12 protein-coding genes are annotated in these 16,643 nt (G+C 71.9%); 4 read left to right on the forward strand and 8 right to left on the reverse strand.

Annotated elements, in window-relative coordinates:
* The first annotated feature begins 173 nt into the window (after positions 1-173).
* The 4 genes from OG730_RS02100 to OG730_RS02115 all read left to right on the forward strand — a co-directional run bounded on the left by OG730_RS02100 (position 174) and on the right by OG730_RS02115 (position 6,378).
* Positions 174-1,523 (forward strand): discoidin domain-containing protein, encoded by a 1,350-nt coding sequence (locus OG730_RS02100; protein WP_327302492.1) that lies wholly within the window; start codon positions 174-176, stop codon positions 1,521-1,523.
* Positions 1,523-2,866 (forward strand): MFS transporter, encoded by a 1,344-nt coding sequence (locus tag OG730_RS02105; RefSeq protein ID WP_327302493.1) that lies wholly within the window; start codon positions 1,523-1,525, stop codon positions 2,864-2,866. Before OG730_RS02100 ends, OG730_RS02105 begins: the two co-directional genes overlap by 1 nt.
* Positions 2,863-3,912, forward strand: a complete 1,050-nt coding sequence (locus tag OG730_RS02110) for a TolB-like translocation protein (protein ID WP_327302494.1) — start codon at positions 2,863-2,865, stop codon at positions 3,910-3,912. The genes OG730_RS02105 and OG730_RS02110 overlap by 4 nt, the downstream gene beginning before the upstream one ends.
* Positions 3,913-4,056: 144 nt before the next feature.
* Positions 4,057-6,378 carry a family 20 glycosylhydrolase gene (locus tag OG730_RS02115; RefSeq protein WP_327302495.1) on the forward strand — a complete coding sequence of 774 codons (2,322 nt, stop codon included), beginning with the start codon at positions 4,057-4,059 and terminating at the stop codon, positions 6,376-6,378.
* Here the strand turns inward: OG730_RS02115 and OG730_RS02120 are convergent.
* The 8 genes from OG730_RS02120 to OG730_RS02155 form a co-directional block, all read right to left on the reverse strand.
* The gene (locus OG730_RS02120; protein ID WP_327302496.1) at positions 6,371-7,648 is read right to left on the reverse strand and encodes an alpha-L-fucosidase; all 1,278 of its coding nucleotides are present in this window, start codon (positions 7,646-7,648) and stop codon (positions 6,371-6,373) included. The two genes, OG730_RS02115 and OG730_RS02120, sit on opposite strands and share 8 nt — an antisense overlap.
* A 31-nt stretch (positions 7,649-7,679) precedes the next feature.
* On the reverse strand, positions 7,680-8,657 hold the full coding sequence (locus OG730_RS02125; protein WP_327309119.1) for a hydroxyacid dehydrogenase: 978 nt from the start codon (positions 8,655-8,657) through the stop codon (positions 7,680-7,682).
* A 95-nt stretch (positions 8,658-8,752) separates the two neighbouring features.
* Positions 8,753-9,712, reverse strand: coding sequence for a carbohydrate ABC transporter permease (locus OG730_RS02130; RefSeq protein WP_327302497.1), 960 nt, complete (start codon positions 9,710-9,712; stop codon positions 8,753-8,755).
* The gene (locus tag OG730_RS02135) at positions 9,709-10,638 is read right to left on the reverse strand and encodes a carbohydrate ABC transporter permease (RefSeq protein WP_327302498.1); all 930 of its coding nucleotides are present in this window, start codon (positions 10,636-10,638) and stop codon (positions 9,709-9,711) included. The genes OG730_RS02130 and OG730_RS02135 overlap by 4 nt, the downstream gene beginning before the upstream one ends.
* Before the next feature lie 112 nt (positions 10,639-10,750).
* Positions 10,751-12,061, reverse strand: a complete 1,311-nt coding sequence (locus OG730_RS02140; protein ID WP_327302499.1) for an ABC transporter substrate-binding protein — start codon at positions 12,059-12,061, stop codon at positions 10,751-10,753.
* Between the two features lie 115 nt (positions 12,062-12,176).
* Complete coding sequence (locus tag OG730_RS02145) at positions 12,177-13,298, reverse strand: substrate-binding domain-containing protein (RefSeq protein ID WP_327302500.1); 1,122 nt, start codon at positions 13,296-13,298, stop codon at positions 12,177-12,179.
* Between the two features lie 127 nt (positions 13,299-13,425).
* Entirely contained in the window at positions 13,426-14,184 is a 759-nt protein-coding gene (locus OG730_RS02150) for a ribonuclease H family protein (RefSeq protein WP_327302501.1), read from the reverse strand.
* 72 nt (positions 14,185-14,256) lie between these two features.
* Positions 14,257-16,545 carry an MMPL family transporter gene (locus tag OG730_RS02155; protein ID WP_327302502.1) on the reverse strand — a complete coding sequence of 763 codons (2,289 nt, stop codon included), beginning with the start codon at positions 16,543-16,545 and terminating at the stop codon, positions 14,257-14,259.
* Positions 16,546-16,643: the final 98 nt, after the last annotated feature.

Consider the following 16,643-nt stretch of genomic DNA (forward strand, 5'->3'; position numbering starts at 1 on the left):
AGCATCCCGCTTCGGCGGCTCGGCGCGGTGCCCGTACCCATGGGCATGACGCGCTCAGCGAGAGCTCTGACCCGGCCGCTGTGACCACGCCCGCCCCTGCCCGCACCCGGGCAGGGGCACGGGGTCTCGTACCGGTGCCAGCTCTCGCCACCCACCAGGCCAGGGAGTCAGGAATGCGCCTGAACACCCCCAGCACACCCCATGTCTCCGCATCACCCCGCACGGTCGGCGTGGTCCTCGCCGCCGTACTCCTGCTCGTAGGCGGCCTGTTGCTCGCCTACCCCGAGCGGGCCGGCGCCGCCGCCGACCCGCTCATCTCGCGCGGCAAGACCGCCACCGCCTCCTCCACCGAGAGTTCGGGCTTCGGCCCACAGAACGCCTTCGACGGCAGCTCCACCACCCGGTGGGCAAGCGCCGAGGGCAAGGACCCGCAGTGGATCCGCGTCGACCTCGGCGCGAACTCCAACGTCACACGGGTGGCGCTGCGTTGGGAGGCCGCGTACGCCAAGACGTACCGGGTGGAGATCTCCGCCGACGGCGCCACCTGGGCCCGGCTCGCCAACGAGACGGCCGGGAACGGCGGCACCGACGACTGGACCGGCCTGTCCGGCAAGGGCCGTTACCTGCGCGTGTACGGAACCGCCCGCGGCACCGCCTACGGGTACTCCCTGTACGAGGTGGAGGTGTACGGCACCACCGACGGAGGGACTCCTCCTCCGGGCGGCGCCTTCACGGTGGTCGCCGCCGGTGACATCGCCGCCCAGTGCACCGCCTCGGACAGCTCCTGCGCCCACCCCAAGACGGCGGCGCAGGCCCAGAAGATCAACCCGAAGTTCTATCTGACGATGGGTGACAACCAGTACGACGACGCCCGGATATCCGACTACCGGGCCTACTACGACACCTCGTGGGGCGCGTTCAAGGACAAGACCCGCCCGGTGCCGGGCAACCACGAGACCTACGACCCGGCCGGATCCCTCGCCGGCTACAAGGCGTACTTCGGAGCCATCGCCTACCCCCAGGGCAAGAGCTACTACAGCTTCGACGAGGGCAACTGGCACTTCATCGCCCTCGACTCCAACTCCTTCGACCAGAAGGCCCAGATCGACTGGCTCAAGGCCGACCTCGCCGCGAACTCCAAGGGCTGCGTCGCCGCCTACTGGCACCACCCGCTGTACTCCTCGGGCGGCCACGGCAACGACCCGGTGAGCAAGCCGGTCTGGAACATCCTCTACGGAGCCAAGGCCGACCTCGTGCTGAACGGGCACGACCACCACTACGAGCGGTTCGCCCCGCAGGACCCGAGCGGGAAGGCCACCGCGGACGGGATCACCGAGATCGTCGGCGGCATGGGCGGCGCCGAGCCCTACGACATCGAGAACGTCCAGCCCAACAGCCAGAAGCGGATCAGCGGTACCTACGGGGTCCTGAAGCTGGACTTCACCGACGCCGGCTACAGCTGGAGCTACGTCGCCACCGACGGGACGACGAAGGACACCAGCCCGAAGTACACCTGCCACTGATGTACCTGGCCACCACAGGCCGCCGGGCCCCGTCGGCCCCGCCCCCCACCACGGGGGCGGGCCGGCGTGTCCCCGCCGCCGTCCTCGCGCTCGGTACGGTCAGCCTCGTCACCGATGTCTCCTCCGAGATGGTCAGTGCGGTGCTGCCGCTCTACCTCGTCCTCGGTCTGGGCCTCTCCCCGCTCCAATTCGGCTTCCTCGACGGGCTGATGGGAGCAGCCGGCGCCGTCGTGCGGCTGCTCGGCGGGCACTTCGCCGACCGCGGCCACCGGTACAAGCAGGTCGCGGGCATCGGCTACGCCGTCTCGGCCTGCTCCCGGCTCGGCCTGCTGCTCGCGGGCGGGGCCACCGGCGGGATCGCGGCGGCCCTGGCCGCCGACCGGGTCGGCAAGGGCATCCGCACGGCGCCCCGCGACGCCCTGATCACCCTCAGCAGCCCTCCCGAGGAACTCGGCCGGTCCTTCGGCGTGCACCGGGCCATGGACACGACCGGCGCCCTGCTCGGCCCGCTCGCCGCCTTCGCCCTGCTCTGGGCGACCGCGGGCGCGTACGACGCGGTGTTCGTCGCCAGCTTCTGCGCCGGTCTGCTCGGTGTGCTGATCCTGGTCCTGTACGTTCCCGGCCACCACAGGCCGGCCACGCCATCCTCCCCGGCCTCCCCGGCCTCCCCGGCCGCCCGGCCCGGCCCGGCTCCCGCCCGGGGCAAGGCGTTCGCGGCGCTGCGCGACCCCGCCTTCCGGCGGATCCTGTGGGCCGCGGCCCTGCTCGGCGGCGCCACCATCGGCGACGCCTTCGTCTACCTCCTGCTCCAGCGCCGACTGGGCCTGGACCCCGGCTGGTTCCCGCTGCTGCCGCTCGGAGCGGCCGCGGGCTACCTGCTCCTGGCCGTCCCGGTGGGCCGGATCGCCGACCGGGTCGGGCGGCGGCGGCCGTTCCTCTACGGACACCTCGCCCTGCTCGGCGCCTACCTCGTCCTGCTCGCTCCGGCCGGCGGGCCGGCCCCGCTCCTCCTCGCGGCCGTCCTCGCCCTGCTCGGGGTCTTCTACGCGGCCACCGACGGGGTGCTGATGGCCCTCGCCGGGCCGGCGCTGCCCGCCGGGGGCCGGGCCGGCGGGCTCGCCGTGCTCCAGACCGGGCAGGCCCTGGCCCGGATGCTCGCCGCGGCGGGCTTCGGCGCCGCGTGGACGGTGTGGGGGCCGCGCCCCGCGCTGTGGGGGGCCGCGGCGGTGCTGCTCGCCGCGCTGGCGGGCGGCCGGGCCCTGCTGCCGCGCGATCCGGGCGCGCCGGGAGCCGTAGCCGTGGAGTCCGTACAGTCCCCCACCAGTGAGCGGAGCACCCTATGACCACACAGCTCACCGAGCCGGCGGCTCCCGCACGCCGGCCCGGCGCCCGGGCCCGTACCGCCGTCACGGTCGCCGCGGTCGTCCTCCTCGCGGGCTCCACCGCCGGGTACGCCCTGCACGCGGGACACCGGCCGGCCGGCCAACGGGGCGTCGCCGACGCCTCCTTCGCCCTCACCGGTCCCGCCCTGTACTTCCGCGACACCGCCACGGGACGGGTGGCCCGCCGGCCCCTCCCCGCGACGGCGGGCGGCGCCGAGCGCACTGGGGGCGGCCCCGTCTGCGACCGGTTCCACGCCGCCGGGGGCACCGCCCTGTGCCTGCGCGCCGAGCCGGGGGTACTGCCGAAGACGTACGCCGTCGTCCTCGACCGGCAGCTGCGCGAAGTGAGCCGGACCACCGTGCCGGGGGTTCCGACCCGGGCCCGGGTGTCCGCGTCCGGGCAGATGCTCGCCTGGACGGTGTTCGCGACCGGGGACTCGTACTCCACCACCGGCTTCTCCACCCGCACGGCCGTACTCGACCTGCGCACGGGGTACTTGGTGAAGTCCCTGGAGGAGATACCGCTCACCATCGACGGCGTCCGCCACCACTCCCCCGACGTCAACTACTGGGGCGTGAGTTTCGCCCGGGACGACAGCCGCTTCTACGCGACCGTCTCCACCAAGGGGCGTACGTACCTCGTCGAGGGGAACATGTCCGACTGGTCGGCGAAGACGCTGCGGGAGAACGTCGAATGCCCCTCCCTGTCACCGGACAACACGCGGCTCGCCTTCAAGAAGAAGGTGTCCGACGACCCCGCCGCACCCTGGCGGCTGTACGTCCTCGACCTGCGGACGATGGCCGAGACCGCGCTCGCCGAGACGCGGAACGTGGACGACCAGGCGGCCTGGACGGACGACGGGACGGTCGCCTACGCCCTGCCGGGCGCGGACGGTCGCGCGAGCGATGTCTGGACCGTTCCCGCGGACGGGACCGGAGCACCCCGGATGTCCGTCGCGGGCGGGTCGTCGCCGGTGGCGGTTTCGGGAGCGGCCGACGCGCGGTGATGCTCGATGATGCTCAGTCGGCCGCCACTTCGAGCATCTCTTGACATAGACCTGACAGTACGTTGCACTGTGGCCACTCCCTCCGGCAGTCACGGCCGGAGGGAGATGCCGCCGTGAACACCCGTGAACACCTGGGGACTCGCCATGCGTCTGCTCAGATTCCTGACCGCCACCGCCCTGGCATTAGCCGCCTCCTCCCTGCCCTCCGCCGCCGGGGCCGAACCCCTGCGGGCCGGGGCGTCCGTCGCCGCCGCGGCGCCGCAGACCGTGCCGGCCCTGCGGCAGTGGACGGCCGGCAGCGGGACGTACGACTTCACGAGCACCAGCCGGATCGTCGTCGATCCCGCCCACACCGCACAGCTGTCCGACGAAGCGGCCACGTTCGCGGAGGACTTGGGCGCGCTCGCCGGCCGTCCGGTGACCGTCGTCACCGGGAGCGCCTCCCCCGGCGACATCGCCCTGAGCCTGGGCGACGGCTCACTGCCCGCCGAGGGGTACCGGATGACCGTCGGCACGTCCCTCGCCATCCAGGCCGGGACCGACGCCGGAGCCTTCAACGGGACTCGCACGGTACTGCAGTTGCTGCGCCAGTCGGCCTCCGTACCGGCCGGAACGGCCGTGGACTGGCCGACCAAGGCCGAGCGCGGGCTGATGATCGACCAGGGGCGGAAGTTCTTCACCGTCGACTGGGTCAAGCAGCACATCAAGGAGCTGGCCTACCTCAAGCTCAACTACTTCCACTTCCACCTGTCGGACACCTTCGGCTTCCGGCTGGAGAGCGCGACGCACCCGGAGATCGTCTCCGCCGACCACTACTCCAAGCAGGACATCGCGGACCTGATCGCGCTGGGCCAGAAGTACCACGTCACGATCGTGCCCGAGATCGACACCCCGGGGCACATGAACCAGATCCTGGCCGCCCACCCGGAGCTCAAGCTCAAGGACAGCTCGGGAGCGGTCAGTTCCGAGTTCATCGACCTGTCCCTGCCCGGTTCGTACACCCTGATCAAGGACCTGATCGAGGAGTACCTGCCGCTGTTCCCCGCCCCGTACTGGCACATCGGCGCCGACGAGTACGTCACCGACTACGCCAGGTACCCGCAGCTGCTCAGCTACGCCCGGGCCCACTACGGCGTGAACGCCACCGCCAAGGACACCTACTACGGGTTCGTGAACTGGTCGGACGCCCTGGTCCGCGCGGCCGGCAAGACCACCCGGATGTGGAACGACGGTATCAAGGCCGGGGACGGGACGCTCTCTCCCGACGCCCGCATCCTCGTCGAGTACTGGTACAGCTACGGGCTCACCCCCCAGCAGCTGGTCAACGCCGGGCACACGATCGCCAACGAGTCCTGGACGCCCACCTATTACGTGCTCGGCGGCGCGAAGCCGGACACCAAGTGGATGTACGAGACCTGGACCCCGGAGCGGTTCGAGGGCGGCAACACCATCACCGACCCCGCGAAGAACCGCGGTTCGCTGATCCACGTGTGGTGCGACAATCCCAACGCCGAGACGGAGACGCAGATCGCCGCCGGCATCATGTACCCGCTGCGCGCGCTCGCCCAGCAGACCTGGGGTTCACCCAAGCCCGTGGCCACCTATGCGGCGTTCACGCCGATCGTGGCCGCGATCGGACATCATCCCGGCTGGCCGGGGACCACCCAGCCGGGCAACCTCGCCCGCAACCGCCCCACCACCGCGTCCAGCACCGAGACGGCGAACTTCCCGGCCGCGCTGGCGACCGACGGCGATCCCGGCACCCGGTGGTCCAGCGCGTACACCGACCCGCAGTGGCTGCAGGTGGACCTCGGGTCCGCCCAGGCCGTCAACCGGGTGGTGCTGCGCTGGGAGGCCGCGTACGGGAAGGGCTTCCAGATCCAGGTCTCCGACGACCAGAGCACCTGGCGCACCCTGTACTCCACCACCACGGGCACCGGCGGCGTCCAGGACCTGACCGGCCTGACCGGCTCCGGCCGCTACATCCGGGTGTACGGCACCCAGCGCGGCACCACCTACGGCTACTCGCTGTACGAGTTCGAGGTGTACGGCGGCCAGTTGAGCGGGACCCGGACCCTCACCGCGGCCGGGAAGGCGCTCGACGACCCGGCGAGCTCCACCGCCTCCGGCACCCAGCTGATCACCTGGACCCCGCACGGCGGCCCCAACCAGCAGTGGCGGCTGACCCTCGCCGCCGACGGCGGCTACACCCTGGCCAACGGCTCGTCCGGGCTCTGCGCGGACGTGGCGGGCGGCTCCACCGCCGCGGGCGCGGCCGTGGTTCAGAGCACCTGCGGCAGCGGGGACAGCCAGCGCTGGGTGCTCACGCCGCTCGGCTCCGGGGACTACACGGTGGCCAACAAGAGGAGCGGGCTGCTCCTGACCACCGCGTCCGGCGCGGACGGGGCCCTGGCGAGCCAGCAGGCCGACACCGGTTCGGTCTACCAGCGCTGGCAGATCAGCTGACCCCGGGCGGCGGGACGGCGGCCGGTCCGGCCGCCGGTCCGGCCGCGCTCACCGAGGCCAGCCGGGCCCCGGTTCCGGTGAGCCGGATCCGCAGTTCCCGCACGGTGAGGGGCTCCACCCGGTGCACGCGCCGGACCCCCACCGTGTGGCCGGAGGCGATCAGCCGGCCGTCCGCCCAGACCTCGTGGCCGTCCACGCGCTGCCCCCGGGTGAGGTCCTCGCGCAGTTCCACGTGGTCCACGCGGACGGGCCGGCCGAAGTCCGCGAGGAGGTCGTCGCCCTCGGCCGTGAGGGCGACGGAGACGGGATCACCGAGGCGCCGCCCCAACTCCCCCGTGAAGGACAGGAGTCGGTCCCGGTCGGCGTCGTCGATCAGACCGCGCCGGTCGGGCGGGACGCCCAGGAGCAGGCCCGCGCCCAGCCCGACGGAGGAGTACCAGATCTCCAGGAGCTCCTCACGGCTCTTGAGGGTGTCGTGGTTCCCGGGCTGCCAGAACCAGTCGTCCCGGATGGGGACATCGCATTCGGGCGGCAGGTAGGCGGCGGATTCGAGCTCGGTGCGCCCGTCGTCGTACAGGCTGACGCCCGTGGAGTGCGTGACGTAGCGGCAGGGGTCGGCGGCGAGCCCCTCCTCGTTGCCGACCCAGCGGATCGTGGGGCGGCCCATGTTGAAGACCATGGCGTCCGGCTGGTGCCGGTCGATCACGGCCATGACCGCGTCCCAGTCGTACGTGCGCCCCTCGGAGCCGGCGCCGTCGAACCACAGCTCGCACAACGGGCCGTAGCGGGTGCAGAGTTCGGTGAGCTGGCGGAGGTAGAAGGAGTCGTAGTCGGCGGGCTGCTCGTAGCAGTCCGCGTTGCGGTCCCAGGGCGAGAGGTACAGCCCGAGACCGAGGCCCGCCTCCCCGCAGGCCTCGGCCAGTTCGGCGACCACGTCGCCCGCTCCGTCCTTCCAGGGCGAGGAGGCCACGGAGTAGGCGGTGGTGTCGGTCGGCCAGAGGCAGAAGCCGTCGTGGTGCTTGGCGGTCAGCACGACGTACTTCGCTCCGGCCTCGGCGGCGGTGCGCACCCACTGGCGCGCGTCGAGCCGGGTCGGCCGGAAGGTGGCCGGGTCCAGGGTCCCGTCGCTCCACTCGACGCCGTTGAAGGTGTTGATGCCGAAGTGCAGGAAGATCCCGAATCCGGCTTCCTGCCAGGCGAGTTGTCCCGGTGTGGGCACCAGGGGCGGTGCGGTGGGACCGGCGAGGGGTGCTGCGGGACCGAGCGTCATGGTGGGCTTTCGTGGTTCGGCGGCGGGGCGCTCAGGCCGAGTGGGCCAGGCTCGCCGGGTGGACGGCGTAGGCGAAGGGGAGTCCTCGGGCGTACCGCTCCAACTCCTCTGCCGCGCAGGCGGCGAGTCGTCCGAGCTCGTTGCCGAGGGATCCGGCGACGTGCGGGGTGAGCAGCACGTTGGGCAGGTCGTAGAGCGGTGACGCGGCCGGCAGGACGTCGGGGTGGGTGACGTCGAGGACGGCGTACAGCCGGCCGGAGACCAGCTCCGTGGTGAGCGCCTCGGTGTCGACGAGCGTTCCGCGAGCGGTGTTGACGAGGGTCGCGCCGTCGCGCATGAGGGCGAGGCGGCGGGCGTCGACGAGGTGGCGGGTCTCGGCGGTCTCGGGCGCGTGCACGGTCACCACGTCGCTGCGGCCCATCAGTTCGTCCAGGTCGACGGGCTCGACCCCCAGGGCTCTGGCTTCGTCCCCGTCCAGGTAGGGGTCGTGGACCAGTACGTGGGCGTCGTAGGAGCGCAGCAGTTCGATGACCCGGCGGCCGATGCGGGAGGCGCCGATGATGCCGACGGTCCTGCCGTAGTTGCCGATCCCGGGGTACAGCGTGAGCGGGTTGAGCTGCGTGCGGGCCTCCCGGTAGGCCCTGGAGGTGGTGAGGACACGCTTGTTGGCGAAGACGATCGCGGCGACGGTGAATTCGGCGACGGGCCGGGCGTTGGCCTCGGCCGCGCTGGTGACGGTCAGCCCGCGCCGCCAGGCCGCGTCCGTCATCAGCCCCTTGACCGTGCCGGCGGTGTGCACCACCGCGCGCAGGGAGGGGAGCAGCTCGAGGGCCTGCTCGGTGAGGGGCGGGCAGCCCCAGCCGGTGAGCAGGACCTCGGCTTCGCGCAGCCGCGCGGGGTCGGCGGTGGCGAAGTCGGTGACCAGGTGTGCGGGGTCCAGCAGCGCGGTGGCGCCGAGCCGGGCCAGGGCCTGCTCGTCGAGCAGGGCCGCCTTCGTGGCCCGGTCCATGGCGAGGAGGGTGCGGGGCTTGCGGGGCCCGCCGGGCTCGCGGGCGGAGTCGGGCTCGCGGGCGGAGTCGGGTTCGCGCGTCGGTTCGGAGGTCGTCACTTGAGCGCTCCCGCCGAGAGTCCGGAGCGCCAGAACCGCTGCAGGCCGACGAAGGCGAGGGCGAGCGGGACCACGGCCACCAGGGATCCGGTGATCACCAGGGAGTAGAACTCCGGTCGCTCGAGGACGAATTGGTTCCAGTTGTAAATACCGAGCACCGCCGGATACAAGTGCTGGTCGTTGAGCATGACCAGCGGGCCGAAGAAGTTGTTCCAGCTCCCGGTGAAGGAGAAGAGGAAGAGGGTCATGAAGCCGGGCAGGAGCATCGGCAGCGAGATCGACCGGAAGACGCGCAGCTCGCTCGCCCCGTCGATGCGGGCGGCCTCCAGGACCTCACCGGGTACGTAGCCCTCGGAGAAGACCCGGGCCAGGTAGACGCCGAAGGGGTTGACGAGCGCCGGGACGAGCACCGACCAGTAGGTGTTGACGATCCCGACCTCGGAGGCGAGGAGGTATTGCGGGAGGGTGATGATGACGGTGGGCACGAGGGTGCCCGTCAGGACGAGGCCGAAGAGCGCGCCCTTGCCACGGAACTCGTACTTGTCGAAGCAGTATCCGGCGGCGACGCTGATCAGCGAGGACGCCAGTGATCCGACGACGGAGTAGAGGAGGCTGTTGAGCAGCCAGCGGCCGAAGATGCCGTCGCCGAACGTGAAGACGGCCCGGAGATTGTCGAAGAAGCGGAAGTCTCCGAAGGCGAAGCCCCCCGTCCCGAAGAGGTCGGCGTGGTTCTTGGTGGCGGCGATCAGCAGCCAGGTCAGCGGCATCAGGGTGTAGAGGACCGCCACCAGGAGCACGGCGTTGACCACGGCCCTGGAGGCCATGGAACCGCTCCGGCGCGGCCTCGCGGCCGTCTTGCGAGCCGCCCGTCGGGCGGTCGGGGCTCCGGGTGCGGGCGCCGGTTCGGCGCCGGGAGCGGCCTCGGGCGGGGCCGAGGGGGCGGTCTGGGTGCTCATGCCGAGTCACCTCGCTTTCCGATCCGGGTGACGGCGTAGGAGAGGGTGCCGGCGACGAGGGCCACGATGAGCGAGGCGGAGGAGGCGAGGCCGTAGTCGTGCCGCTCGAAGGCCGCCTTGTAGATGAACATCATCGGAGACCAGTCCGAGCCCATCGAGCCGGCCCGCTTCGACAGCAGCATCGGCTCGCCGAAGATCTGGACCACGCCGACACAGGTGAACAGGAGGGTGAGGAACACGGCGGAGCGGATCATCGGCAGTTTGATCCGCAGGGCGATGCGCAGTTCGCCGGCGCCGTCCATGACGCCCGCTTCGAGGACCTCGCGGGGCACGGCCTGCAGCGCGGCGAAGAAGATGATCATGTTGTAGCCGATCCACTGCCAGGCCGCGACGTTCACCAGGGAGGGCACAACGCTGCCTGGGGCGAAGAAGTCCCAGTGGCCGCCCGCCCCTTCGATCCAGTCCAGGACCGGGCTCAGGCCGGGGGTGTAGAGGTAGGTCCAGACGATCGCCGCGATCAGCCCGGGGACCGCGTGCGGCATGAAGACGGCGAACTGGACGAATCGCTTGGCCTTGGCCGCGGCCGAATCGACGAACAGGGCCAGGGCGAGCGCCACACCGATCATCACCGGGATGTAGACGGCGCAGTACGCGGCCACGTGCAGGAAGGAGGAGGTGAAGCCGTGGTCGCCGAGCGCTTTGGTGTAGTTCCCGAGCCCGCTGAAGACCCGTTCGGTGCCGCCGAATCCGAGACCGGAGGACTGCTCGGTGAAGAAGCTCATCCAGAGCGCGTACGCGACGGGCAGGATCAGGACCGCGGTGAAGAGCAGGAAGAACGGCCCGAGGAAGACGAGCACCGCCCTGCCCTGGCCTGGCCTGCGCGCGGGCGCGGCGCCGCGCGCTGAACGAGTGAGTGGTGCTGCCACCGGATCTCCTTGGTGGGTGCGCTACGGAGGAACGGACGGGAAAGGGAGTTCACTTCGGAGCGGGGCGGGGCGGGGCCCGGTGCCGAGGAGGCTTCGGGCCCCGCGGCGGCGCCTACTTCGCGAGGTTGAGCCCTCGGCCCTTGATGGCCGCCTCGGCGGCGGTCTGTCCGGCCGCGAGTCCGTCGGCCAGGGTGCCCTTGAGCCCGGCGTCCTGGATGGCGGTGTTGGTGGCGGTCTGCACCGGGCCCCAGACCCAGCCCGGGACGATGGTGTCGACCTGGGCGCCGGAGATCTCGTAGACCTTGTCACCGCCGAAGAAGCCCTTGTCGTCGAAGGCCGCGGCGGCGATCGGACGGAGCTCGGGGCTGGCGGGCAGGCTGCTGCTCGGCGCCTTCAGGCTGCTGAGACGGGCCTTGACGCCCTCGGGGCTGGTGGCCGCCCACGTGGCGAACTCGGCCGCTTCCTTGACGTGCTTGCTGTCCTTGGTGACGGCGTAGCTGGTGCCGCCGAACATGCCGGTGGCCGGGGTGCCCCAGTGCGGCAGCGGGGCGACGCCCCACTTGCCCGAGTCCTTGGCCAGAGCCGTCATCGTGCCGCCCGCGCTCCACGAGGCGCCGATGAAGCTGGCGATGGCCCCGTCGGCCTTGGCCTTCGCGATCTCCGGGCCGTTGAACTTCAGGTTCGTCACCAGGTCGTCCTTGACCAGGCCCTGCCAGTACGAGGCCACCTTCTGCGAGGGGGCGTCGTTGATGTTGACCTTCCAGCCGTCGCCCTCGGTGCCGTACCACTTGGCACCGGCCTGCCAGGAGAGTGCCGCCAGCATGGGCGCGTCGTCGTTGCCCCAGCTGCCGATGCGCACGTTCTTGTCGGAGGCCTTGATCTTCTCGGCGGCGGCCTTGTACTCGTCCCAGGTCTTGGGGACTTCGACGCCCGCGTTCTTGAAGAGGTCCTTGCGGTAGTAGAGGAGGTTGGGCGTGGCGTCGTACGGCACGGCCCAGGTCTTGCCGCCGAGGGTCACCCGGTCCTGGACGCCCTGGGGGAACTTCGCCTTCACGGTGGCGCCGGCCTGGGCGGTGATGTCCGCCAGGAAGCCCTGGCTGACGAACTCCGGGAGGGTCGGGTACTCGATGCCCGCGACGTCGGGAGCGTTCCCGGCCTTGATCGCGTTGCTGATCTTGGCGTACCCGTCCGGTCCGCCGGTGATGGCCGAGAAGGTGACCTTGATGTTCGGGTGGGACGCGTTGAAGGCGTCCACCACCTGCTGGGCGCCGCCGGTCCAGCCCCAATAGGTCAGGTTGACCGGCTCCTTGGGGGCGGCGTCCGCCTTGGACGCGGCCCCCTCGCTCCCACCGCAGGCAGTGGCGAACAGGGCCAGCGAGAAGGCGGCGAGGGCGACGCGGGAGGTACGGGAAGTTAGCTTCACTGCTCTGCTCCTCAGATGCGAGCCGTGGATGCGGCGAGGTGATGCACATCATTCGGCCAGAGGAGAAGCGAGTCAATAGAAAAGGAAAGTTTGAGAAAGAAAAGCGAAGTAACGGTTAGGCCTCGCTCGAGGCGCGCACCCGGAGCTCCGGAAGGATGGCGATCCGCCGTCTGGGCCGGCCCGGCTCGCGCAGCCGGCGTACGAGCAACTCCACGCCCGTGACGCCGACTTCGTGCTTCGAAGGCGCCACCGCACTCAGCGGCAGGTCCGCCAGTGAGGCCACCTCGTCGTCGTACGACACCAGCGCCACATCGCCCGGCACGGACAGCGCGGCGCCGCGCAGCCGCTGCATCAGCACCATGGCCTCATGGTCGGGATGGACCAGGGCGGCGTCGACGCGACCCTCCCGCACCGCTTCGACGAAGGCGGCCATCACCTCTTCGTAGGCGGCCTCGCCAGCGCCGTGCTCCGCCAGGTCGAGGAAGAGCGCGTGCCCGGCGACGCCGGGGCCCGCCTCGACCATCGCAGCGTCGTAACCCTCCTTGATCCAGGGTGCGGTGGGGGTCCCGCCGCGCATCACCAGGGCGATCCTGCGGCGCCCCGTGTCCAGGAGGTGGCCCACCGCCAGCCTGGCTCCGTACCCGTGGTCCGTGCCGACGTGCTCGGCGGCGGAGGCCTGCTGTTCGGGGCGGCGCTCGATGAGGACGACGGGAACGCCGAGCTCCTCGTACCACTGGCCGCCCGGCTTGCCGTCGCCGGCGGAGGGCGCGAGCAGCAGCCCGTCGACGCCGTCCGCGACCATCCGCGCGGCCTGCCCCTTCTCGGTCTCCACGTCGTACGTGGACACGGCGAGGGTCAGCCGCACCCCGAGGGCGTCCGCCGCCTCCCGGGCGCCCTTGATCACCTCGGGGTAGTAGTAGGCGGACGAGGGCACGATCAGACCCAGGACCAGCGGCCGGCCGGCTCCGGTCCCCGCCCCCGCCCCCGCGGCGGGAGCGGCCGAGGCCGCGCGGGCCGCCGCCGGGACGGCGGTCACGGGGGCGGTCTCCGCCCAGTCCTCGGGCAGCATCGCGCCGCCGTGCACCCGGGCCAGCAGGCCTCGCTCCGCCAGGACTTCGACGTCCTTGCGCACCGTCACCACGGACACGCCGAGCTCCGCCGCGAAGTCCGTGACGCGCATGGACCCCGCTTCGCGGACCCGGCGCAGGATCGCCTGCTGTCGTTCCTCTGCGTGCACGGTGGAGCTCCCCTCGACTGCGTCCCTGGTCGAGGTCAGGGTAACGCGCGAGAGCGGAAACTTACGTTTTCTTTCGAAAGAAAGGATTGCGTAGAACCCGCCGTCCCCCGGCCCTGCCCGGCGGGCGCTATCCGGCGTCCGGGTCGCCGCCGCAGTCGGGGTGCCCCCAGCGCGATCCGAGCTTGCTGATCTTCTCCCCCGCCGCGTACTGCTTCCCGCAGGGGCAGGTGCCGGGGAACTTGGCCTTGATGGTCACCCCGGCCCGGCCGGCGGTGGCGCTCTTGGTGGCGGTCGCGCTCTTGGCCGGCGCGGCTCCGGTCGTACGGCGGGCGGAGGCGCCGCGAGTCGAGGTGCTGCGGGCCGGGGTGCTGCGGGCCGGGGTGCTGCGCGCCGGCGCCGGGACGGGCATGGACGCGTGACCCAGCGCGGTACCGGCCGGCTCCTGGCTCACGGCCGCGTCGCTGGCCGCCTGGTCGGCGATCGCGTTCAGGTGGTCACCGTCCTCGCGGTGCGCGGGGACGTAGCGGAACTCCACGTCCCGGTCGGTCAGCAGGGCGTCGATGCTCTCGACGAGCTCGCGGTTGGCCACCGGCTTGCCCGCGGCGTTCTTCCAGCCGTTGCGCTTCCAGTTCGGGAGCCACTGGGTCACGGCCTTCATGGCGTACTGGGAGTCCATCCGCACCTGCACGGCCGTGCCGGGGGCCACGGCCTCCAGCAGCCGCTGCAGGGCGGTGAGTTCACCCACGTTGTTGGTGGCCCGGCCGAGCGGCCCGGCCTCCCAGCGCTCGGGGTTCCCGTGGGCGTCGGCGATGACCCAGGCCCATGCGGCCGGCCCGGGATTTCCCTTGGCCGCCCCGTCGCAGGCGGCGATGATGCGATCAGACATCCCCCGATCATGCCTCACCGCGACCGCTGCCCGTGCCCACGACTGCGGCTGCGGCTGCGGCTGCGGCTGCCGTCAGGCTCCGGCCGCCGGGCCAGCTCCTGCCCCGGCTCCTGCTCCGGCTCCAGCTCCCTCCGGCGCCGTGCCCGGCTCCCACGACGCCTCCGGCCGTTCCTCGCCGTGCGGCCGCGGCAGGAGCCGGTCCAGGAAGGGCGGCAGCCACCAGTTGGCCCGGCCCATCAGGAACATCGCCGACGGGACCAGCACGAGCCGCACCACGGTGGCGTCCAGGATCACGCTCACCGCCAGGCCCACCGCGAGCATCTTCACCACGACCGTGGGCGAAGCCGCGAAGGACAGGAAGACCGCGGTCATGATGAGCGCCGCACTGGAGATGACCCGGCCGGTCGACGCCAGGCCCGTGCCGACGGCCAGGGTGTTGTCCCCGGTGCGGTGCCAGGTACCGGCGATGGCGGAGAGCAGGAAGATCTCGTAGTCCATCGAGAGGCCGAAGACGATCGCGAACATCATCATCGGAACGAACGACTCGATGGGGACGGGCTCCGACACCCCGATCAGCCCGCTCCCCCAGCCCCACTGGAACACCGCGACGAGGACCCCGTAGGACGCGGCGGTGGTGAACAGGTTCAGCGCGACCGCCTTGAGCGGGACCACCACGCTGCGGAACACGAAGGTCAGCAGGACGAGCGCGGCGGCCAGCACGATGCCGATGATGAGGGGCAGCCGGTCCTTGACGGTGTCGCGGAAGTCCAGCTGCCCGGCGGTGGACCCGGTGAGGTAGCCCTCCGCGCCGGTGCCGTCGAGCGCGGTCGGCAGGGTGGTCCCGGTCAGCGTCGTGAAGAGGCCGCCCGCGCCGGCGCTCTGCGGTCCGGTGGCCGGGGTGACGGTGGAGACGAGCAGCCGGCCGTCGGGGCTGGGCGCGAGCGGGGTGAACCGGGCTATCCCGGCCGTGTCCCGCAGTGCCGCCGTGAGGTCGGCGCCGATCCGGTCGGCCTGAACTGTGGCCCCGTGGAGGTCGGCCACCAGGAGGAAGGGGCCGTTGGCCCCGGGGCCGAAGCCGGGACCCTCGCCCTCGGCGATCCAGTCGTAGGCCGTGCGCGTGGTGCTGCCCGCCCGGTCGGCGCCGTCGTCCACGTGGCCCAGGCGCATCGAGAACAGCGGTACGGCGCACAGCGCGAGCAGCAGGGTGCCCGCGGTGAGGAACTTCCACGGGTGCCGCGCCACCAGGGCGGCGTAGCGGTGCCAGCCGTCCTGGTCGCCGGAGGTCTCGGCGACCGGGCGGCGCAGTGCGAACCGGTCGATCCGGCGCCCCACCAGGCCCAGCGCGGCCGGCACCAGGGTCAGGGCGGCCGCCCCGGTGACGACCACGACGAGGGTCGCGGCCAGACCCATGCGGCCGATGAAGCTCAGTCCGCAGGTGTACAGGCTCAGCATGGCCACCGCGACGGTGACGGCGGCCACCACGACGGCGCGTCCGCTGGTGGCGGCGGTACGGGCGGCCGCGTCGACCGGATCGTGCCCGTCGATGAGGTCCTGGCGGAAGCGGGTGGTGAGGAAGAGGGCGTAGTCGATGCCCACGCCGAGACCGATCATGATGGCCAGGGTGGGGGCGGCGGTCGCGAAGCTGACGACGCCCGCCACGATGCCGACGATTCCGAGCCCCACCCCGACGCTGACCACCGCGGTGAGCAGCGGCAGCAGGGCCGCGGCGACGCTGCCGAAGGCGAGCAGGAGGATCAGCAGGGCCACGAGAACCCCCGCCGCCTCGCGCGCCTTGTCGTCGGCCGGCGGCCTGACGACCTGGTTCAGGTCCCCGCCGTACGCGACCTCCACGCCCGAGGCGCGGGCCGCGGCGGTGGCCGTGTCCAGGGTGCCGGTGTACTCGTGCCCGAGGGTCTTGACCTGCCGGTCGAAGGAGACGGTGGTGTAGGCGGTACGGCCGTCCGCGCTGGTGACGACCGGGGACGCGGCGGTGACGTGGGGCATCCGGGCGAGGCGTGCCGCGCTCTCGTCGACGGCCTGGCGGTGCCCGGCCAGGGAGCCGGAATCGACGTGGAAGACCACGCGTCCGTTGGGGTCCCCGACCCCGGGGGCGGACGCGGCCAGCAGGTCGGCGCCGGTACGGGACTGCGTGCTGGGGAGGCTGATCTGGTCGCTGTAGACCGGGGCGGCGAGCCGGCTGCCCGCCATCGCGCCGGCCAGCAGCAGGAGCCAGGCCGCGATCACCCAGACGGGGTGGCGGGCGCAGAAGCCGCCGAGGCGGCCGAGTCGGCTGGGACGGCCGAGGCGGCTGCGACGGCCGAGGCGGCTGCGACGGCTCGTTCGACCGAGTGGGGAGTGCACGACGCCTCCAGGAAGTGTCAGGACTGACACGAAACACCTTGGCAGAAAATGTCAGGACTGCCAATTGTCAGTTCTGACGATTGGCAGGGCTGACAATT

Source organism: Streptomyces sp. NBC_01298, assembly GCF_035978755.1.
Lineage (GTDB): Bacteria > Actinomycetota > Actinomycetes > Streptomycetales > Streptomycetaceae > Streptomyces.